The sequence below is a fragment of the Paraburkholderia guartelaensis genome, from assembly GCF_004353905.1.
Classification (GTDB): Bacteria; Pseudomonadota; Gammaproteobacteria; order Burkholderiales; family Burkholderiaceae; genus Paraburkholderia; species Paraburkholderia guartelaensis.
Genome location: NZ_SMOD01000021.1, coordinates 1 through 18856, shown reverse-complemented (window position 1 = coordinate 18856; position 18856 = coordinate 1). Strand labels below are relative to the sequence as shown.

General features: G+C 67.0%; 17 protein-coding genes and 1 pseudogene. 16 read left to right on the top strand and 2 right to left on the bottom strand.

Features of this window, described 5'->3' with window-relative positions:
• Positions 1–89 precede the first annotated feature (89 nt).
• The 6 genes from E1N52_RS25190 (at position 90) to E1N52_RS25165 (ending at position 7990) form a co-directional block, all read left to right on the top strand.
• The gene (locus E1N52_RS25190; RefSeq protein WP_133185492.1) at positions 90–1604 is read left to right on the top strand and encodes a carbohydrate porin; all 1515 of its coding nucleotides are present in this window, start codon (positions 90–92) and stop codon (positions 1602–1604) included.
• Positions 1605–1692: 88 nt separating this feature from the next.
• Positions 1693–2853: an NHL repeat-containing protein gene (locus E1N52_RS25185; RefSeq protein WP_133185490.1), complete on the top strand. Its 1161-nt coding sequence runs from the start codon at positions 1693–1695 to the stop codon at positions 2851–2853.
• 2 nt (positions 2854–2855) lie between these two features.
• Positions 2856–4163: an iron uptake transporter deferrochelatase/peroxidase subunit gene (efeB, locus tag E1N52_RS25180; RefSeq protein WP_133185487.1), complete on the top strand. Its 1308-nt coding sequence runs from the start codon at positions 2856–2858 to the stop codon at positions 4161–4163.
• A 32-nt stretch (positions 4164–4195) separates the two neighbouring features.
• Positions 4196–5215, top strand: coding sequence for an iron ABC transporter substrate-binding protein (locus E1N52_RS25175; RefSeq protein WP_133185484.1), 1020 nt, complete (start codon positions 4196–4198; stop codon positions 5213–5215).
• Between the two features lie 55 nt (positions 5216–5270).
• Positions 5271–6914, top strand: coding sequence for an ABC transporter permease (locus E1N52_RS25170; RefSeq protein ID WP_133185641.1), 1644 nt, complete (start codon positions 5271–5273; stop codon positions 6912–6914).
• A gap of 26 nt (positions 6915–6940) precedes the next feature.
• Positions 6941–7990, top strand: coding sequence for an ABC transporter ATP-binding protein (locus E1N52_RS25165; RefSeq protein ID WP_133185482.1), 1050 nt, complete (start codon positions 6941–6943; stop codon positions 7988–7990).
• Here the strand turns inward: E1N52_RS25165 and E1N52_RS25160 are convergent.
• On the bottom strand, positions 7978–8847 hold the full coding sequence (locus tag E1N52_RS25160) for a LysR family transcriptional regulator (RefSeq protein ID WP_133185481.1): 870 nt from the start codon (positions 8845–8847) through the stop codon (positions 7978–7980). The genes E1N52_RS25165 and E1N52_RS25160 overlap by 13 nt on opposite strands.
• A gap of 136 nt (positions 8848–8983) precedes the next feature.
• Here E1N52_RS25160 and E1N52_RS25155 point away from each other — a divergent pair, with 136 nt between their 5' ends.
• Entirely contained in the window at positions 8984–9910 is a 927-nt protein-coding gene (locus E1N52_RS25155) for a DMT family transporter (RefSeq protein ID WP_133185479.1), read from the top strand.
• A 21-nt stretch (positions 9911–9931) separates the two neighbouring features.
• Here E1N52_RS25155 and E1N52_RS25150 read toward each other — a convergent pair whose 3' ends face one another.
• Positions 9932–11233, bottom strand: coding sequence for an MFS transporter (locus tag E1N52_RS25150; RefSeq protein ID WP_133185477.1), 1302 nt, complete (start codon positions 11231–11233; stop codon positions 9932–9934).
• A gap of 217 nt (positions 11234–11450) precedes the next feature.
• On the opposite strand from E1N52_RS25150, the gene E1N52_RS25145 reads away from it, so the two are divergent.
• The 9 genes and pseudogenes from E1N52_RS25145 to E1N52_RS25105 all read left to right on the top strand — a co-directional run.
• Positions 11451–12242, top strand: coding sequence for a GntR family transcriptional regulator (locus E1N52_RS25145; protein ID WP_133185476.1), 792 nt, complete (start codon positions 11451–11453; stop codon positions 12240–12242).
• Positions 12226–13899, top strand: a complete 1674-nt coding sequence (mdcA, locus tag E1N52_RS25140; protein WP_133185474.1) for a malonate decarboxylase subunit alpha — start codon at positions 12226–12228, stop codon at positions 13897–13899. Before E1N52_RS25145 ends, mdcA begins: the two co-directional genes overlap by 17 nt.
• 5 nt (positions 13900–13904) lie before the next feature.
• On the top strand, positions 13905–14861 hold the full coding sequence (locus E1N52_RS25135) for a triphosphoribosyl-dephospho-CoA synthase (RefSeq protein WP_133185473.1): 957 nt from the start codon (positions 13905–13907) through the stop codon (positions 14859–14861).
• The gene (locus E1N52_RS25130; RefSeq protein WP_042265098.1) at positions 14849–15151 is read left to right on the top strand and encodes a malonate decarboxylase subunit delta; all 303 of its coding nucleotides are present in this window, start codon (positions 14849–14851) and stop codon (positions 15149–15151) included. Before E1N52_RS25135 ends, E1N52_RS25130 begins: the two co-directional genes overlap by 13 nt.
• Positions 15148–16029, top strand: a complete 882-nt coding sequence (locus E1N52_RS25125) for a biotin-independent malonate decarboxylase subunit beta (RefSeq protein WP_133185471.1) — start codon at positions 15148–15150, stop codon at positions 16027–16029. The genes E1N52_RS25130 and E1N52_RS25125 overlap by 4 nt, the downstream gene beginning before the upstream one ends.
• Positions 16026–16841: a biotin-independent malonate decarboxylase subunit gamma gene (gene mdcE / locus E1N52_RS25120; protein ID WP_133185469.1), complete on the top strand. Its 816-nt coding sequence runs from the start codon at positions 16026–16028 to the stop codon at positions 16839–16841. Before E1N52_RS25125 ends, mdcE begins: the two co-directional genes overlap by 4 nt.
• A complete protein-coding gene (locus E1N52_RS25115) occupies positions 16841–17518 on the top strand; it encodes a malonate decarboxylase holo-ACP synthase (protein ID WP_133185468.1) in 678 nt (225 codons plus the stop codon). The genes mdcE and E1N52_RS25115 overlap by 1 nt, the downstream gene beginning before the upstream one ends.
• Positions 17515–18453 carry a malonate decarboxylase subunit epsilon gene (mdcH, locus tag E1N52_RS25110; RefSeq protein ID WP_133185466.1) on the top strand — a complete coding sequence of 313 codons (939 nt, stop codon included), beginning with the start codon at positions 17515–17517 and terminating at the stop codon, positions 18451–18453. Before E1N52_RS25115 ends, mdcH begins: the two co-directional genes overlap by 4 nt.
• Before the next feature lie 231 nt (positions 18454–18684).
• A pseudogene (locus tag E1N52_RS25105) lies at positions 18685–18856 on the top strand (IS5/IS1182 family transposase); the annotation flags it as partial.

Below are 18856 nucleotides of genomic sequence, written 5' to 3'. Positions count from 1 at the left end.
CGTCTGGACATGTCGGGTATTCAGCGGCTTGCGAATAACAAACGCCAACGCGATCAATCAAGCAAACATTTCAATAAGTAAGGAATACGATGGAATTGACCCGAACCGTCCGCAGCCCTGCGCTGGCCTGCTCGCGCAGCGCAGCGCCCGGCCGCCCGGCGCGTCGGCGCACACCGGCGTTGCGCGCCATTGCCGTGCTTGCCGCGAGCGCGACTTTCGCGTGCGGAGCCGCACGCGCACAGAGCAATGCGAACCCCGACGCCGCCCCTGAAGCACCGGAAGCCGACCTCGCCATTCAGGCGCAGCCGTCGAACTTCTGGACCGGCTTCTGGTCGCGCCAGAACATGCTCGGCGACATGGGCGGCCTGCGGCCGTGGCTCGGCAAATACGGTGTGACCTTTCAGCTCACGGAGACGAGCGAATACCTCGCAAACCTGCGCGGCGGTCTCAAGACCGGCGGCGCGTATGACGGTCTCACGACGGCGACGGTTCAGGTCGACACGAGCAAGGCGCTCGGCATTCCGGGCGGCCTCTTCAATGTGAGCGCGCTGCAGATTCACGGCACCAACCTGAGCACGTCGAACCTCGGCACGCTGAACACGGCAAGCGGCATCGAAGCGACGCCCACCACGCGCCTGTGGGAGCTGTGGTATCAGCAATCGTTCTTCAACAAGCGCCTCGACGTGAAGATCGGTCAGCAGAGTCTCGACCAGGAATTCATCGTGAGCCAGTACGGGGCGCTCTTCATCAACACGATGTTCGGCTGGCCGGCGCTGCCTTCGTACGACATGCCGTCGGGCGGTCCCGCCTACCCGCTCGCCGGTCTCGGCGTGCGCGTGCGCGGGCAGATCACGCCTTCGTTAACGGCCCTCGCAGGCGTGTTCTCGGGCGACCCGCTCGGCAACGATCCGAGCAACCTTAGTGGTACGAACTTCAATCTGCACAACGGCACGTTGTGGATCGGCGAGCTGCAGTACGCCATCAACCAGCCGTCCGAAGGCGAACTGGTCAGTGCGGACAATCACGGCCTGCCCGGCACCTACAAGGTTGGCTTCTGGTACAACACCAACTCGTTCGCCGACCAGCGTTTCGACAACACGGGCCTTTCGCTCGCGAATCCGGCTTCGACCGGCATCCCGGCGCAGCACCAGGGCAACTATAGCTTCTATGCGGTGGCCGACCAGATGATCTGGCGTCCGGACCCGGACGAGCCGCGCAGCATCGGCGTGTTCGCGCGCGTGATGGGTGCCCCCGGCGACCGCAATCTCGTGAGCCTCGCGGCCAACCTGGGCATTGTGATGAAGGCGCCGTTCAAGGGCCGCGATAACGACAGCGTGGGCCTTGCCGCGACGTACATCAAGGTCGGCAACAACGTGCACAACCTCGACCTCGACCAGCAGATGTTCACCGGCGGTCCTTACGGCGTGCGCACGCAAGAAACCGCGCTCGAAGCCACCTATCAGTATCAGGTCACGCCGTGGTGGATTCTCCAGGCTGACGCGCAGTACACGTTCAACGCGGGCGCCGGCCAGAATCCGCAGGATCCGACCGCGCCGCTGCGCAATACGTTCGTGATTGGCGTGCGGACCAACATCACGTTCTAAGCCACGCAATCAATATCATGTCCAACACCAAGTCCTCGCGTTTTCCCGCCGGCGTGCGCGCCGGCCGCGCGAGGCACGGAGATTCAGTATGAAACACGCAACGCGCACGCTCCTGCAATGCACGGCCCACGCGGTCCGCTCCGCGCTCGCGCTTGCCGCCGCGGCGGCGCTCGCCGGCGCGCCGCTCGCGGCTCACGCCGACCCGCAAGGCCTCCTCGAGACCGTCAAGCATCACACCACGCTCATCAACACCGTGCCCGACAACGGCGACCAGAACCCGTACGCGATTTTCGTCGCGCCGGTCTCCTCCGGCACGGTGAAAGAAGGCGACGTGCTGGTCGACAACTTCAACAACGCGGCCAACCTGCAGGGCACCGGCAGCACGATCATCGACTATCACCCGGACACGAAGCAGATGTCGCTGTTCGCGACGATTCCGCGCGATCTCAAGGAATGTCCGGGCGGCGTCGGTCTTTCGACCGCGATGACGATGCTCAAGTCGGGCTGGGTCATCGTGGGTAGCACGCCGAGCAACGACGGCACGACCGGCACCAAGGGCGCGGGCTGCATGATCGTGCTCGACAGCAGTGGCAAGATTGCCAAGGTCATCAGCAGTCCCAACATCAACGACCCGTGGGGCAACATGGCAGTCGTCGACAACGGCGACCACGCCACGCTGTTCGTGAGCAACGCGGGCTTCGGCGTGGGCGGCGCGGACGGCGATCCGCCCGTGTTCAAGCAGGCCACGGTGCTGCGGCTCGACCTCGACATCCCGAGCGGCCAGGCGCCGGTCCTGAAGAGCGAAACCGTGGTCGCGAGCGGCTTCGGCGCGCAGGCGGACAAGGGCGTGTTCCTCGTCGGCCCGACCGGCCTCGCGCTTTCGGCGGACAACAAGCTGCTCTACGTGTCCGACGCAATCGGCAACCGCATCAACGTGATCGAAGACCCGCTCACGCGCGACACGAGCGCGGGCGTGGGCCGCCAGCTCACCGCCGACGGCCTGCTGCACCGTCCGCTCGCCATGATCACCACGCCGCAGGGCCACCTGCTCGTGACGAATGCCTTGAACGGCCAGGTCGTCGAGATCGACCCGGCTGCGGCAAAGCAGCTTTACGCGCGCTGGATCGATACCGACAAGGCGCAAACTCCTCCGGGCAACGGCGACCTTTTCGGCATCGCGCTGACCCCGGCAGGCGACGGCTTTTATTACGTGCAAGACGACGTAAACACTCTCGTGCTGGCTAAATAATCATGTCCTCCGACGATACCCCCAACCAACCATCGCGCCCCGCGCGTCGCGGCTTCCTGAAAGCCGGCGCCGCGCTCGGTGCGAGCCTCGGCGCGGGCGCGGCCACGAGCGGCCTCGCTCAGGCCGCCGAGGCAAAGCACCACGCGATGCCCGCCGACCCGATGCTCACCGTCGAGCCGTTCTACGGCGAGCACCAGGGCGGCATCGTGACGCCGCAGCAGGCGCACACGTATGTCGCGGCCTTCGACCTCACGACGACCTCGCGCGACGACGTCATCAACCTGCTGCGCAAGTGGACCGAGTCCGCGGCGCGCATGAGCCAGGCGCAGCCCGCTGCCGCGCTCGACTACACCGGCGACGACCACCCCGCGGCCGACTCCGGCGACGTGCTGGGCCTCGGCTCGGCGGGCCTCACGGTCACCTTTGGCTTCGGCCCCGGTCTCTTCACGTCGCAGGACAAGGATCGCTACGGTCTCGCGCACAAGCGCCCTGCCGCGCTCGTCGACCTGCCCCGCTTCAACGGCGACCAGCTGATTGCGCAGAAGACGGGCGGCGATCTGTTCGTGCAGGCGTGCGCCAACGACGCGCAAGTCGCTTTCCACGCGGTGCGCCAGCTCGCACGCCAGGGCTACGGCATCCTGACGATGCGCTGGGGCCAGGCGGGCTTTCTGTCGGGCCCGCGCGCGCAAACGCCGCGCAACCTGATGGGCTTCAAGGACGGCACGAACAACCCGCCGACCACGGACCCGAAGGCGATGAACCAGTTCGTCTGGGCCACCGCCGCCGACGCGCCCTGGATGCAGGGCGGCACCTATACCGTGGTGCGCCGCATCCGCATCACGCTGGAGCACTGGGACCAGATGGAACTGGGCTTCCAGGAGCAGGTGTTCGGCCGCCACAAGTACAGCGGCGCGCCTCTCGGCCAGAAGAAGGAGTTCGACAACGTCGATCTCGACGCGCAAGATAAGGACGGGAATCCGCAGATTCCCGAGAACTCGCACGTGCGTCTCTCGAACCGCGCATCGAACAACGGCGCGCAGATCCTGCGCCGCTCGTATTCGTACAACGACAGCACAGACTTTTATATCGAGCGCTGGCCGCCGTGGCGCCAGGAAACCGAATATGACGCGGGCCTCATCTTCATTGCCCACCAGGGCGACCCGCGTACGGGCTTCATTCCGATCAACGAAAAGCTCGCGAAGTTCGACATGATGAACCAGTTCACGACGCACGTGGGCAGCGCGATCTTCGCATGCCCGCCCGGTGCGAAAGCGGGCTCGTTCATCGGCGCGGAGCTGTTCAGCGCCTGAGATTCACAGATAACAACGGACAACGAAGCAATATGAAAATTTCCATGATGCGCACGCCGCTGCGCGCCGCCGCCCTCTCGCTCGCGCTTGCCGGCATGCTGCCGCTCGCCGCGCAAGCGGCCTCGATCACGCTCTACAACGCACAGCACGAGCAGGTCGTGAACCAGCTTGCGAAGGACTTCGAGCAGCAGACCGGCATCGACGTGAAGATCCGCAGCGGCGAAGGTCCGGCGCTCGCGGCGCAGCTCGTCGCCGAAGGCGAGAAGACGCCCGCGGACGTCTACTTCACGGAGAACTCGCCGGAACTGATGCTGCTGGAAGAAAAGGGCCTCCTCGCCCCGGTGCAGCAAGCGACGCTCGCGACCGTGCCCGCGCGCTTCAACTCGCCGCAAGGACAATGGGTGGGCGTGACCGCGCGCGAGAACGTGCTCGCGTACAACACGGCCAAGGTGCAACCCGCGCAATTGCCGAAATCGATTTTCGATCTCGCCAAACCCGAATGGAAGGGTAAGGTCGGCATCGCGCCGAGCGACGCCGACTTCCTGCCGCTCGTCGACGCCGTGCTCGCCGTGAAGGGCGAAGCCGCCACGCTCGAATGGCTCAAGGGTCTCAAGACCAACTCGCAGATCTTCGACGACGACGAAGGCGTGGTCGCTGCCGTGAATCGCGGCGCGGTCGCCACCGGTATCATCAACAATTACTACTGGGACCGCCTGCACGCGGAGATCGGCGACAAGAAGACGCAAAGCGCCGTCGCGCATTTCGCCGATGGCGACGTGGGCGCGCTCGTCAACGTTTCGGGTGCTGCCGTGATGAAGTCCGCGCACAATGTGGACGGAGCACAGAAGTTCCTCGCCTATCTCGTGAGCGAGCGCGCGCAGAAGCTGATGGCGCAGGACCACATCAGCTACGAGTACCCGCTGCGTCCCGGCGTGGCGAGCGATCCCATCAACAAGCCGTTCGACCAGCTGAAGCCGCCCGCGCTGACCATCCAGCAGCTCGGCGACGACAGCCAGGCGGGCAAGCTGCTGCGTCAGGCTGGCCTGCTGTAATCGGCATGGAGTACGAAGCAAGATCGTGAGCGAAGCAGTTACGACGGCGCAAGCCGTGCCAGAGTCTCATCAAGTCGATGTCGCGGGGGTCTCGCCCCTGCGCGCGCGGCGGCGTGCGCCGCGCGCGCTTTTCGCCGCCGCCGCGCTCGGCCCGCTGCTGGTGCTGCTGCCGCTCGCGCTGACGTTCTGGCGCGCGCTGTCCTTTGGTCTCGCCGACGCCGCCGAGCTGATCTTCCGGCCGCTGGTCGGCGAGTTGCTCGTCAACACGCTGTCGATTACTGTTTCGGCCACGCTCGCTTGCGCCGTGCTCGGCACCGCCGTGGCGTGGCTCGTCGAGCGAACCGACGTGCCGGGGCGGCGCGCCTGGGCGCTCCTCGCCGCCGCGCCGCTCGCCATGCCCGCGTTCGTCACGAGCTATGCGTGGGTCTCGCTGAGCCTCGATTTGCAGGACTTCCTCGGGGCGTTCATCGTCATCACGACGGCCTACTTCCCGCTCGTCTATCTGCCCGTGGCCGCCGCGCTGCGCGGCCTCGACCCCGCGCTCGAAGAATCGGCGCGCGCGCTCGGCTGCAACCGCTGGTCCGTTTTCGTGCGCGTCGTGCTGCCGCAATTGCGACCCGCGCTGTTCGGCTCGATGCTGCTCGTCGCGCTTGGCGTGCTCTCCGAATTCGGCGCATTCACGCTGCTGCGCTTTCGCACGTTCACCACCGAAATCTACGCGGAATACCGCACGAGCTTCGATGGCGGCGGCGCCTCGCTGCTGGCCTGCGTGCTGATCCTGCTCTGCCTCGTGTGCCTCGTGCTCGAGTTTCGCGTGCGCGGGCGCGCGCGCTACGAGCGCGTGGATCGCGGCGCGCGCCGCGCGAGCGTGCGCCATGCGCTCGGCCGCTGGCGCTGGCCTATGGCGGCGGGTTTCGTCGCGCTCAATGTGGCGACGCTCGGCGTGCCGCTCGCGATGATCGGCTACTGGCTCACGCAGCCCGGCGCGGCGGCAATCACGCCCGCCGATGTCTCGCCGGAGTTGCTGGTTTCGACCACATTCGCCTCGCTGCGCCTCGGCCTGACGGCTGCGTTTTTCACCACACTGCTCGCGCTGCCGCTCGCGTATTTGCTTGCGCGCTATCCCGGCCGCGCCGCCACGTTTCTCGAACGCACGGCTTTTATCGCGCAGGGCGTGCCCAGTCTCGTGATTGCGCTTGCCATCGTTTCCCTCGCGGTGCGCGCGCTCGAACCGCTCTATCAGGGCACCACGCTGCTGATTACCGCATATGCGATCCTCTGTCTGCCGCTGGCGCTCGTGAGCGTGCGCGCGGCGCTCCTGCAAGCACAGCAGCGCCTCGAAGATACGGCGCGCGCGCTCGGCCTGGGATGGTTCGCAACGTTGCGCCGCGTCGTGCTGCCGCTCGCGGGTCCCGGCCTCGGCGCGGCGGCCTCGATGGTGTTCATCTCGGTGGTCACCGAACTGAACGCCACGCTGCTGCTCGCGCCCATCGGCACGCACACGCTCGCCACGCAGGTCTGGACCGACACCTCGACGCTCGCCTTCGCGGCCGCCGCGCCGTATGCCGCGCTGCTCACCGCGCTTTCGCTCGCCGCTTCGGGCCTGCTGTTCGCGTTTGCGGGCCGCTCCGCGCTCGCGGGCCATGCAACGGTCAACATGCCGGTCGATACGATCGACACGCCGCCCGACGACGCCTGAGCCTCAGTTAGCCCCAAGTTAGCCCCATGAGCACACTTCGCATTTCCGGCCTGAAAAAGGCCTTCGACGGCCATCCGGTCCTGCACGGCATCGATCTTTCCGTGCGCTCGGGTTCGCTCGTCGCGCTGCTCGGGCCTTCGGGCAGCGGCAAGACCACGCTGCTGCGCGTGCTGTGCGGCTTCGAGCGCGCCGACGCCGGCACGATTGAGATCGACGGCCGCCGCGTCGCGGGCGACCGGCTGCATCTGCCGACCGAGCAACGCCATATCGGCTACGTGCCGCAAGAGGGTGCGCTCTTTCCGCACCTCACGGTTGCCGAGAACATCGTGTTCGGCCTGCCGCGTGCGCAGCGGCGCGCGCAGCATCGCGTGGCCGAATTGCTCGAACTCGTCGGTCTTCCGGAATCCTATGCATCGCGCGCGCCGCAACAACTCTCGGGTGGCCAGCAGCAGCGCGTGGCGCTCGCCCGTGCGCTCGCGCCCTCGCCCGGTCTCGTGATGCTCGACGAGCCGTTCTCGTCGCTCGACGCCGCGTTGCGCGTCGAAACGCGCGAAGCCGTGGCGCGCGCGCTTGCCGCTGCCGGCGCGACCGCCGTGCTCGTCACGCACGACCAGGCCGAGGCGCTCTCGCTCGGCCACGAGGTCGCCGTGCTGTGGCGCGGCAAGCTGCTGCAGAGCGGGCCGCCGCAAACGCTGTATCGCCGCCCGGCCACGCGCGAACTCGCGGCCTTCATCGGCGAGGCGGTGCTGCTGCCGGGAACGGTCGCCAACGGGCGGGCGCATTGCGTGCTCGGCGCGCTGCCGATCCAGCAAGACCAGCATGCGGCAGAAGGCGCCGTGGATGTGATGCTGCGCCCCGAGCAGATCGACGTGCTGCCAGAAACCGCCCAGCGCGACGGTGCGCTCGAAGCGGTGGTGCAGGCCATCACCTTCCAGGGTCAGGATGCCGCGCTCACGCTGCAACTGATCGATGCGCACGCAACGGTCCGTGCGCGCGTGCCCGGTTATCGCACGCCGCGCGAAGGCGAGCGCGTGCGGCTCGCGGTGGGCGGCGAAGTGAGCGTCTACCCGCGCTGACGCGGCACCGAAAGGTCCTGCACCATCTGCTGCGCGAGGTAGTCGCAAGTCGGCCGGTTCGACTTGACGCTGCGCGCCACCACGATTTCCAGCGGCTCGATCTTTGGCAAGCCCTGCGCCTCGCCGAGGATCGCGAAGCGCGCCGGCACGCTGCAACGCGTGAGCGCGACGATCGCAATGCCCGCCTCCACCGTCGCCGTCAAACCCATCAAACTCGCGCTGCTATAGGCGGCCCGGTAGCGGATGTGCGCGCCGTCGAGCGCCGCCACGGTATGCGCGCGCGCCACGCTGCCATGCTCGTAGAGCCCTACCGGCAGCGGCGACACGGCAAGCGGCGCGGGGTCGGTAGCGGACCCCACCCAGACCATCTCCTCGGCGCGCACGAACTCGCCGCGCATCTTGCGGTCACGCGTGACGAACGCGATGTCGATCTTGTTGTCCGCCAGCATCGGCCCGAGCGCGACGCTTTGCGCACAGACGATCTCGATCTCCACATGCGGATAAAGCGTCGAGAAGCGCCGCAACACCGGCGACAGCAGCGACGCCATATAGTCGTCGGGCGCGCCGAGCACCACGCGCCCCGTCACCTCGGGCCGCACCAGCGCCGCCCATGCCTCCTCCTGCAGATCGAGCGCTCGCCGCGCATATTCGAGCAGCGTGTTGCCCGGGCGCGTAAGCGCGAGATTGCGCGTGTCGCGCGTGAACAGTGTGGTGCCAAGCATCTGCTCGAGTCGCTTGATCTGCATGCTCACGGCCGCCTGCGATCGATGCACGGCCACGGCCCCCCTCGTGAAGCTGCCCGCGTCCGCGACGGCGGCGAAGGTGCGTAGCAAATCGATGTCGAATTCGGGGTTCATACGCTGGGTGGCCAGATCGCAGCCTATTCATAAGCTACGTTGATGGAATTCTTCAATTTAATTCGTTTGCCCGTGCCCCGCAACTGGCGAATACTTAGCCTGTCTCCAACCCCCTTTCAATCCCCCAGCTCCGGCCATGCAATCCGAACATCACGGCAACCGTCAGCAAGGCGTCCTCATGCTCGCGGGCGGCGGCCTCCTGATGGGCACGATCGGCGTGTTCGTCGAGGAGGCGCGCCTCGGCGCCCTCACGCTCGTGTTCTTCCGCTGCTTTTTCGGCATGCTCGCGCTCGCCGGGTACTGCGCGTACAAGGGCTGGCTCTCGCCGCGGCAGTTCACGCGCCGCACGCTCGCGCTCGCGGTGATTTCAGGCGTGCTGATGGTCACGCAGTGGGTGGCTTTCTTCGACGCGATCCATCGGACGAGCATCGCCGTTTCGACGGTCGTGTTCCATGTGCAGCCGTTCTGGGTCGTGCTGATGGGCGCGGCGATCTTTCACGAGCGGCTCGGCGCCGACCGGCTGGGCTGGATCGGCATTGCCTTCGTGGGGCTCGTGCTCGCTTCAGGCGTGCTCGCGGAAACCCATGTGGCCGATCGCACGAGCTACATGATCGGCATTGGCGAATCGCTGGGCGGCTCGGTGCTCTATGCGAGCGTCACGCTGATCGCCAAGAGCCTGCGCAACTTCCGCCCGCACCTGCTCACGCTGACGCAATGCGTGGTGGGCTCCGTGTGCCTGCCGCTCATCGCGCCGTTTTTCGCGCCGCTCGAACTCGCGCATATTTCCGCCACGCAATGGGGCTGGCTCGTAGGCATGGGGGTGCTGCACACGGGGCTTTCGTACGTGCTGATCTACGGCGCGCTGCCGATGTTGACGACACCCGTGATCGCCGTGCTGCTGTTCGTGTATCCGCTCACCGCGATCGCCGTCGATGCGATCGTCTACGGTCGCGCGCTGAGTGTGCCGCAGCTTGCGGGCATGGCGCTGATCGTCGCGGCGAGCCTCGGGGTCAATCTCGGCTGGCGCCTGTTGCCGCCGAGGCTCGTGAAGGCGCGGCGCTAACCAACGCGCCGCATATCGGGCTCAGGAAGGCAGCGTTTGACCCTTCGTTTCCGGCGCAAACGGAATAATCAGAAGCCCGAGAACGAAGGCCAGCGCCGTGAGCGCCACCGGCACGCCGAGCGTGTGCATGCGCAGCACTGCCGCGCCAAGCAGGAAGTTCACGCCCGCGCCCACGAAGCGGCCAAATGACGTGCAGAACGCGAACGCCGTAGCGCGCACACGCGTTTCGAACTGCTCAGGCAGCCAAAGGCTGAACAGCGCGAAGTTGCCGCCGAAGAAGCCCAGCACGAAGAGCAGCGCAATGAACGGCACGAGTCCGTTCTGCAGGTAGAACGCCCAGCCGAAGCTCGCCGCGATCGTCACGGCCATGCCCGCGAAATAAACGGCGAGCGTCCACTTGCGGCCGATGCGTTCGGCCATGGGCGGCAGTGCGAGGCAACCGAGGATCGTGCCGATCGAGAGGATGCCCGTGGCGATAGACGCCGTGCGGATCGCCTCGGCCTTATTGGCACCGGCCCGCGTCGCCAGCTGGATCACGGCCGACGGTTCATACACCGCGCCGGCCCACAACCCGATGATCGCGATGGTCAGCAACGCGCACGCCACCACGGTGCGCTTGCGGTACACGTCGCCAAAGATTTCACGCAGCGGACGGCCGCGGTGCACATGGCTCGCCTCCGACTTCTGCCACTTGGCCGGCTCCTCCACGCGCGTGAGCACGAGAATGGCCACCACCACCGGCACCGCGCCCGTGAGGAACATGGCGCGCCAGCCGAAGTGCACGCCGACCGTGTAATTGAGCGCGGCCGCAATGAAGAAGCCCGCGTAATAGCCGGTTTGCAGATAGCCCGCACCCATCTTGCGGCGGTCCTCGGGCCACGATTCGGCCACGTAGGTTCCTGCAAGCGCCCACTCCCCGCCGATACCCACGCCCGCGAGAAAGCGGTAGATGGCGAGCGACCACACGCTCTGCGCAGTGGCCGAAAGTCCCGTGAAGATCGCAAACATGAAGATGGTGCCGGCCAGCACGCGCGTGCGGCCGAAGCGGTCCGCGAGCGGCCCCCAGATGAACGACAGCCCCCAGCCCACGAGGAAGAGCGCGAACAGGATCGAGCCGGCAAGCCCGATGTTCGCCGCACTCGCCTCATAGCCCGAACGCGGCAACAGCTCCGTGAGCGCGGGCGTGAGCACGAGTGCGTAGATGAACGAGTCCATCCCGTCGAGCGTCCAGCCTGCCCAGGCGCCCCAGAAACCGGCGATCTGCGACCGGTTGAGCGGTGTCTTGGTGCGAGTTCGCCGCGCGGACTCGGTGATCGAATTCATGATGCTCCTCTCTCCATTGATGCCTCGCCAGCCCACGCAGCAAGATGCGCACGCACGCCGCGAAACGCGGAAATGCAGGCCGCGGCAGTGCCGGCCCTCTTCAGGAACTCCCTGTAAGCCCCCGTTCTTCTTACCCGTCTATAGTGAATCTGGTGTTTCTGTGTTGCGGGTTTTGGAGGCTTTCGCCCCGGTCGTTTTATATATAATATTTGATCTCATGAGCGACGCAACGAATGGTTTTCCCCTGGAAGGCGCGGCAGCGCCCCGCACCAGCACCTCGCGCATGATCGCCGACGCCCTGCGCAGCGCGATCGTCGAGGGCAAGCTCGCGCCTGATGCGCCATTGCGCCAGGACGCGATCGCGCGGCATTTTTCGGTCAGCGCCATCCCCGTGCGCGAGGCCCTGCGCCAGCTCGCGAGCGAAGGCTGGGCGAAGATCGAGGTAAACAAGGGCGCGAGCGTGGCCTCGCTCTCCGCCGACGAAGCGCGCGAGATCTACGAGATCCGCTCCGCGCTCGAAAGCCTCGCGCTCGGCCTCGCCATTCCGAATCACACGAGCGCCTCGCTGCGCGAAGTGACCGCGCTGGCCGCCGCCGCGAAGCGCGAGCGCGATCCGTCGCTCTATGTCGCGCGCAACGAGGCCTTTCACATGAGCCTCTATGCGCCCGCCGGCCGCCCGCAGTTGCTGGAGATGCTCACCGCGCTCCATCGCCGCGGCGAACGTTATCTGCGCCTGAAATTCGGCTTTCCCGAATACAAGGGCGAATCCGATAGTGAGCACACCGAAATTCTTGCCGCCGTGAAGCGCGGCGACGTGCCCACTGCGCAAAAACTCGTGGCCGAGCACCTGCTCGGCACGGGCGAACTCATCTACCGTTTCCTGACCGAGCGCGCCGCGCTGCCTGCAGTGGCAACCTCAGTGCCACCTTCGGCACAGACTGCCGCCGCAAAGCCGCGCGCCGCCTCTTCCCGTTCACGGAGCCGAACTGCCGATGAAGCCTCAAGCTGACACGCCAACCTCGCCTGACCTCGCGCCGCGCTCTTGGACCACGCGCCGCGACGAAAAGGCCCGCCGCCTCGCCGCCGTTTCGGGCTGGCTCGAAGACGGTGTCCTGCCCGCCTCGCGTATGACCGATGCGCTCGAACTGCTGATCCGCCCGGGCGACCGCGTCGCGCTCGAAGGCGACAACCAGAAGCAGGCCGACTTCCTCTCGCGCTCGCTGGCCAAGGCCGATCCGGCCAAGGTCAACAACGTTCATCTGCTGATTTCCAGCATCAGCCGCCCCGAGCATCTCACGCTGTTCGAGCGTGGCATTGCGCACCGCGTCGACTTCGCGTTCGCGGGGCCGCAGAGCCTGCGCGTCGCGCAGTTGCTCGAAGACGGCCAGCTCGAAGTGGGCGCGATCCATACCTATGTCGAACTGTACGCGCGCATGTTCGTCGACCTGATCCCCCAGGTCGCACTGCTGTGCGCCGAAAAAGCCGACCGTCACGGCAATCTCTACACCGGCCCGAATACCGAAGACACACCGACCATCGCCGAAGCGGCCGCGTTCAGCCAGGGCATCGTGATCGTTCAGGTAAACGAAATTGTCGATGAACTGCCACGCGTGGACATTCCTGGCTCGTGGGTCGACTTGGTCGTGCAGGCCGACCGGCCGTTCGCGGTCGAGCCGCTCTTTACGCGCGATCCGCGCCACATCGGCGACTTGCAGGTGCTCACCGCGATGATGGTCATCAAGGGCATTTACGCGCCCTATGGCATCGCCGCGCTCAATCACGGTATTGGCTTCGACACCGCCGCGATCGAATTGCTGCTCCCCACGTACGGTGAATCGCTGGGCCTGAAGGGCAAGATCTGCCGTAACTGGACGCTCAATCCGCACCCCACGCTGATTCCCGCCATCGAATCGGGCTGGGTGGAGAGCGTGCATTGCTTCGGCAGCGAAGTGGGCATGGAAGCCTATATCGCCGCGCGGCCCGATGTGTTCTTCACGGGCAGCGACGGCAGCCTGCGCTCGAATCGCGTGCTGTGCCAGCTCGCGGGGCAATATGCCGTGGACCTCTTCATCGGCTCGACGCTGCAGATCGACGCGGACGCGAATTCGTCCACCGTCACGCGCGGCCGGCTCGCGGGCTTCGGCGGCGCGCCGAACATGGGCCACGATCCACGCGGACGGCGCCATGCGAGCGAAGCCTGGCTCAAGCTGCTCAAGGACAACGGTCCCGTATCGCGCGGCCACAAGCTCGTGGTGCAACTGGCGGAAACCTGGAAGAAAGGCGGAGAACCGACTTTCGTCGACGAACTCGACGCCATCGCCGTGGGCCAGAAGAGCGGCATGCCCGTCGCGCCCGTGATGATCTACGGCGACGACGTGAGCCATGTCGTGACCGAAGAAGGCATTGCGCACCTGCATCGCGCAGAGGGCGTCGACGAACGCCGCGCCGCGCTCGCGGCCGTGGCGGGCGTGACGCCCATCGGCCTGCGCGCGCAGCAGCAGAAAACCGACGAACTGCGCCGCCGCGGCATCGTGCAGTTCCCCGAGGATCTCGGCATTTTGCGCGGCGAGGCCAAGCGCTCGCTGCTCGCGGCGCGCAGCATCGACGATCTGGTGACGTGGTCCGGCGGACTCTATGCGCCGCCCGCCCGTTTCCGTAGCTGGTAAGCGCGATGCGTACGCTTCCTTTTACGGCGCTTGCCGAGGGCTCCGCGGGTCTCGCGCGACGCGTTTCGTACGCTGGCGACTCGCGGCTGTCCTCCTCCGACGCGCAGCTCGCCCGCTTCGCCCGCGACGCGCTGATCGAAGAGGCGCGCCTCACGCCCAAGCCCGCGCTCGTGGACGCGCGCGGTAGTGGCGCGCACAGCGATCTCGATCTCGCGACGATGCTGCGTTCGGCGCACGCGCTAGAACCCACGTTCGAAGCACTCGCGCGCGCCTCGCGCGGGGCCGCGCCCGGCACGGCTTTGCGCACTGATCTCGCGCGCATCGGCCGCGCCGGCGAAGCCGCGATGATGCGCGCGACGCAGGGCAGCAACGCGCATCGCGGCGCGATCTGGATCGTCGGGTTGCTGGTGGCGGGCGCGGCGATCGTGCATACGCCGCAAAGCAGCGACAGCGAATGTGCCCACGCGGCGCACATCTGCGAAACGGCTGCGCAGATCGCGCGCTTCGACGACCTGCTCGCACAGCCCGCGCAAAGCAACGGAGAGCGCGTGCGTCAGCGCTACAACGTAGGCGGCGCGCGCAGTGAAGCGCAAGAAGGCTTTCCGCACGTCGTGCGCGTGGGTCTGCCCGCACTGCACGCCGCACGCGCGCAAGGGTACGAAGAAGCCCACGCGCGCGTGGACGCCCTGCTCGCGATCATGGCCTCGCTCGACGACACCTGCGTGCTGCATCGCGCGGGGCTCGCCGGGCGCGAGGCAGCTCGAACGGGCGCGCAGCGCGTGCGCGACGCGGGCGGCGTCGCCACGCAAGCCGGCCGCGCCGCGTTCGACGCGCTCGAACGCGCGCTGCTCGCACTCAACGCATCGCCGGGTGGCGCGGCTGATCTGCTCGCCGCGACGCTCTTCATCGACAGACTGGTTCAGCACCGCATGGGCGGGAGGACGGTTTCATGGAACAACTGACATTCGACTATCCGGCGCAACGCGCCGTGACGACACGCGCCCACGTGGGCGTGGTGGGCTCGGGCGATCTCGAAGTGCTGCTGCAGCCCGCGAGCGACATGCAGGCGCGCGTGGTCGTGCATACGAGCGTGGACGGCTATAGCCATATCTGGAAGAGCGTGCTCGACCGCTTCTTCACGCGTTACGACGGCGCGGCGCTCATCGAGATCAACGACTTCGGCGCCACACCCGGTGTGGTGGCGCTACGTCTCGCGGAAGCCGTGGAAGCCGCGCAGGAGGCGCAGTCATGAGCAGCACGAATCAACTGACGCCCGGCGCGCTGCTGCGCGAGAGCTTCATCGAATTGAGCGCGCGCGAACGCGCGGCCGCCGTGCTGGACGCGGGCACGTTCCGCGAACTGCTTGGGCCCTTCGACCGTATCGAATCGCCGTGGCTGCCGTTGCAGGGCATCGTCTGCCAGGCCGATGACGGCGCGGTGATCGCGCGCGGCACCATCGACGGGCAGCCCGCTGTCGTAGCCGCGATCGAATCGGCATTCCAGGGCGGCAGCATCGGCGAAGTGTCGGGCAGCAAGATCGCCGCCGCACTCGAACTGGCGCTCGCCGACTGCGAGCGCGGCAAAATCGTGCGGCCCGTCATCCTGTTCGAAACCGGTGGCGTGCGCTTGCAGGAGGCCAATCTCGGCCTTGCCGTGATTGCGGAGATCCAGTCGGCCATCGTCGCGTTGCGCGCGCATGTGCCCGTGGTCGGCGTGATCGCGGGCATGGTGGGTTGTTTTGGCGGCATGTCGCTCGCGGCGGCCCTCTGTTCGACGCTCGTGATGACGAAGCAAGGCCGCCTCGGCATGAATGGTCCGGAGGTGATCGAGCAGGAAGCCGGCATCGAGGAACTCGATTCGAGCGACCGCCGCCAGGTGTGGCAATTGATCGGCGGGGAGCAGCGCGCGCAGACCGGTTTCGCCGATGCGCTCGTCGAAGACGCGGTAGACGATGTGCGCGCCGCCGTGCGCACGGCGTTTGCGCAAGGCGCGCCGCGCACGCCGCGCTCGGCGGACGTGGATGCCACGCTCGCGAAACTCGCGCAGATCGATCCCGCCAGCGTCACCCCAGAAATGATGCGTGCGGTGTTCACCGCTTCGCCCCTGAACCTGCGCGGAGAAAACGCATGAACGACACGACGACGAGCCGCGGCTCACGCTGGCTGCGCGCCCTCGCGGGCGTGGAAACGCAAGGCGCGTGCGTGCAATACGCCGACGCGCCGCTCGACGACGAGACCGCGCGCTTCATCACCGTCGCGCCCGATCCCGCGAGCCGCTTTCCGCGCGCGCGCGACAACGTGGTGGGCCTCGAACAAGGCTGGCGTCTCGCGAAGGCCGTACGCGAAGCGATTGCCGAGGACGCCACGAGCGGCAAGCGCCGCCCCATCGTCGCGATCGTGGATGTGAAGAGCCAGGCATACGGCTATCGGGAGGAGATGCTCGGCATTCACCTCGCCTGCGCTTCGGCCGTGGACGCCTACGCGAGCGCGCGGCTCGCGGGGCATCCCGTAGTGGCGCTGATCGTCGGACCCGCCATGTCGGGCGCGTTTCTCGCGCACGGCTATCAGGCCAATCGCATCGTCGCGCTCGACGCGCCCGGCACGATGGTCCACGCCATGGGCAAGGAAGCGGCGGCGCGCGTCACGCGGCGCAGCGTCGAGGACCTCGACGAGCTTGGCGAAAAGATCGTGCCGATGTCGTATTCGATGACTTCGTTCGCGAAACTCGGTCTGCTCGACGAGTTGATCGAGGGCGTCGATGCGGACGCGCCGAGCGCAGCGCAGATCACACGCGTGCGCGATGTGCTCGCACAGAAGGTACGTGAAGCACGCGGCGACAAGAGCGGCCTCGCGCATCGTCTGCAAGGCGAGTCGGCGCAGCGTACGCGCGCGGCGTCGATCGAGGTGCGCAAGCGTCTGGCACAACAGTGGGACGCTAGCTGATGCGCGTGTGCGCCGCCCCGCCGTTCGCTGCTGACGCGCCGCGCGTGGACGACACGCGCTGGCGCGCGCACGACCTGCTTCGCATCGCGCGCCATACGCCGTCAGGCGACGAGCCGGATTGGGTACGCGGCGCGCTTGCCCGCGCGCCCTGGGTGGTCGTGCGGCGCACTTGCGCGGCGGCGGGCTTCGTGGCGGTAGGCGTGCGCGGCAGCGTACGTTCGGAGCGTTTCGGCACCTGGCTCAATACTGAGGATATCGAATCATCAACCAGTCCGGAGGATCTGCTCGGCGTTGAGCCGCTTCGCGCACGCCGCGCACTGCCCGCGTTCATCGCGCTCGCTACCCTGCGCTCAAGCGCCGCGCCGTTGCGCAGTTACGTTTGGGGCCCAACGGGCAGCGCCGGTTTCGAACTCGCCACGGGCGTTCCCACCCTCACCGCATCGAGCGATCTCGACATCATGATTCGCCTGCCGCAACGCATCTCACGCGCGGCGATCGAGGCGCTCGCGCAGACACTCGCGCAAGCCGCCAGCCGCTCCGGCACACGCATCGACGCGCAACTCGAAACGCCCGCAGGCGGCGTCGCGCTCGTCGAACTCGCTGCGCACAAGCCGCGCGTGCTGGCGCGCGCATCCAGCGGCGCGCAGCGCGTCGCCGATCCGTGGCAAGCAGCATGACGCTCGCCCTGCTCTTTCCCGGCCAGGGCGCGCAAAACGCAGGCTTCCTCCACAAGCTGCCGCAGCACGACGCCGTGCGGGCGACGCTCGACGAGGCGTCGGCGGCACTCGGCTTCGACGTCCTCACGCTCGATAGCGACGACGCCTTGCGCTCTACGGTTGCCGTTCAGATCGGCCTCACGGTCGCGGGCGTGGCCGTGGCGCGCGCGCTCGCGCACGAAGGACTCACGCCGCAATTCAGCGCAGGGCTTTCCGTGGGCGCCTATGCGGCCGCAGTAAGCTGCGAGGCCCTGGCGTTTGGCGACGCGCTGCGGATGGTGCGCAAACGCGCCGAGCTGATGGAAAACGCGTGGCCCTCGGGCTATGGCCTCTCGGCCATCGCGGGGCTGAGCGAGACGCAGGTGGAAGCGCTCGCGGATGCGCATGCACGCGACAGCGGCGAGCGAGTGTACGTGGCGAACGTCAACGCGCCGCGCCAAATCGTCGTAGCCGGCGCCGATGGCGCGCTCGAAGCCTTTGCAGCCCGCGCGCTCGAAGCGGGCGCGCGCAAGGCGCAACGGCTCGCAGTGGCCGTTCCTTCGCATTGCGAATTATTGGCCGATGCTGCCGATACGCTCACCGATTGGGCGCGCGACATACCGTTTCGTACGCCGCGCGGCGCCTATGTCGACAATCGCGGCGGCAGGCCGCTCTACAACGCCGACGCCATCCGCGCCGATCTCGCCACCAATATGCGCTACACGGTGCGCTGGTACGACGCGCTCACGGTCATGATCGAGTCGGGCGCGAGCGTGCTGGTCGAGGCGCCGCCCGGCCAGGTGCTCACGGACATCGCCCGCGAGCAGTATCCCGAGGTAAGCGCGCTCGCAGGCTCGGGTTTGCCGCTGGAGCGTCTCGTCGCGATCGTGCGGCGCCGGCTCGGCGAGGACGCCTGATCGCAGCGCAAATGCCGAATTCGGCGTTTATGCGCATAAATTCTTATTTGATTTTTAGCGCGAAGCCGCTCGCGCGTGCATGGCCGCCGCATCGAAAATCAGCGATTTAGTCGGCCTTGAACAATCCGCGAAGGCTTATGCGGCAAGGCTCTGAGGCCGAATTGGTGTTGTGGGAATTGCAGGGACCAGGCATATTGACGCTTGAATCCTGCAAATCCTGACGAGGTGCGGATGGGTCCGAAGACGCCTGTGACAGAAGGAGATTTCTTCCGGCAGCCGCTGCGTGAGCAGATCAATCTGAAACATCCGCTGGTGCGGCTGGCTGAACTGATCAACTGGGATCGGCTGGGCGTGGCAATGAGCGAGAGCTTCGTGTCGCGCAAGGGACGGCCGGCAACATCAC

Coding starts and splice junctions, on each gene's coding strand:
- E1N52_RS25190 (WP_133185492.1), top strand. CDS start 90: ATGGAATTGACCCGAACCGTCCGCAGCCCTGCGCTGGCCTGCTCGCGC.
- E1N52_RS25185 (WP_133185490.1), top strand. CDS start 1,693: ATGAAACACGCAACGCGCACGCTCCTGCAATGCACGGCCCACGCGGTC.
- efeB (WP_133185487.1), top strand. CDS start 2,856: ATGTCCTCCGACGATACCCCCAACCAACCATCGCGCCCCGCGCGTCGC.
- E1N52_RS25175 (WP_133185484.1), top strand. CDS start 4,196: ATGAAAATTTCCATGATGCGCACGCCGCTGCGCGCCGCCGCCCTCTCG.
- E1N52_RS25165 (WP_133185482.1), top strand. CDS start 6,941: ATGAGCACACTTCGCATTTCCGGCCTGAAAAAGGCCTTCGACGGCCAT.
- E1N52_RS25160 (WP_133185481.1), bottom strand. CDS start 8,847: ATGAACCCCGAATTCGACATCGATTTGCTACGCACCTTCGCCGCCGTC.
- E1N52_RS25155 (WP_133185479.1), top strand. CDS start 8,984: ATGCAATCCGAACATCACGGCAACCGTCAGCAAGGCGTCCTCATGCTC.
- E1N52_RS25150 (WP_133185477.1), bottom strand. CDS start 11,233: ATGAATTCGATCACCGAGTCCGCGCGGCGAACTCGCACCAAGACACCG.
- E1N52_RS25145 (WP_133185476.1), top strand. CDS start 11,451: ATGAGCGACGCAACGAATGGTTTTCCCCTGGAAGGCGCGGCAGCGCCC.
- mdcA (WP_133185474.1), top strand. CDS start 12,226: ATGAAGCCTCAAGCTGACACGCCAACCTCGCCTGACCTCGCGCCGCGC.
- E1N52_RS25135 (WP_133185473.1), top strand. CDS start 13,905: ATGCGTACGCTTCCTTTTACGGCGCTTGCCGAGGGCTCCGCGGGTCTC.
- E1N52_RS25130 (WP_042265098.1), top strand. CDS start 14,849: ATGGAACAACTGACATTCGACTATCCGGCGCAACGCGCCGTGACGACA.
- E1N52_RS25125 (WP_133185471.1), top strand. CDS start 15,148: ATGAGCAGCACGAATCAACTGACGCCCGGCGCGCTGCTGCGCGAGAGC.
- mdcE (WP_133185469.1), top strand. CDS start 16,026: ATGAACGACACGACGACGAGCCGCGGCTCACGCTGGCTGCGCGCCCTC.
- E1N52_RS25115 (WP_133185468.1), top strand. CDS start 16,841: ATGCGCGTGTGCGCCGCCCCGCCGTTCGCTGCTGACGCGCCGCGCGTG.
- mdcH (WP_133185466.1), top strand. CDS start 17,515: ATGACGCTCGCCCTGCTCTTTCCCGGCCAGGGCGCGCAAAACGCAGGC.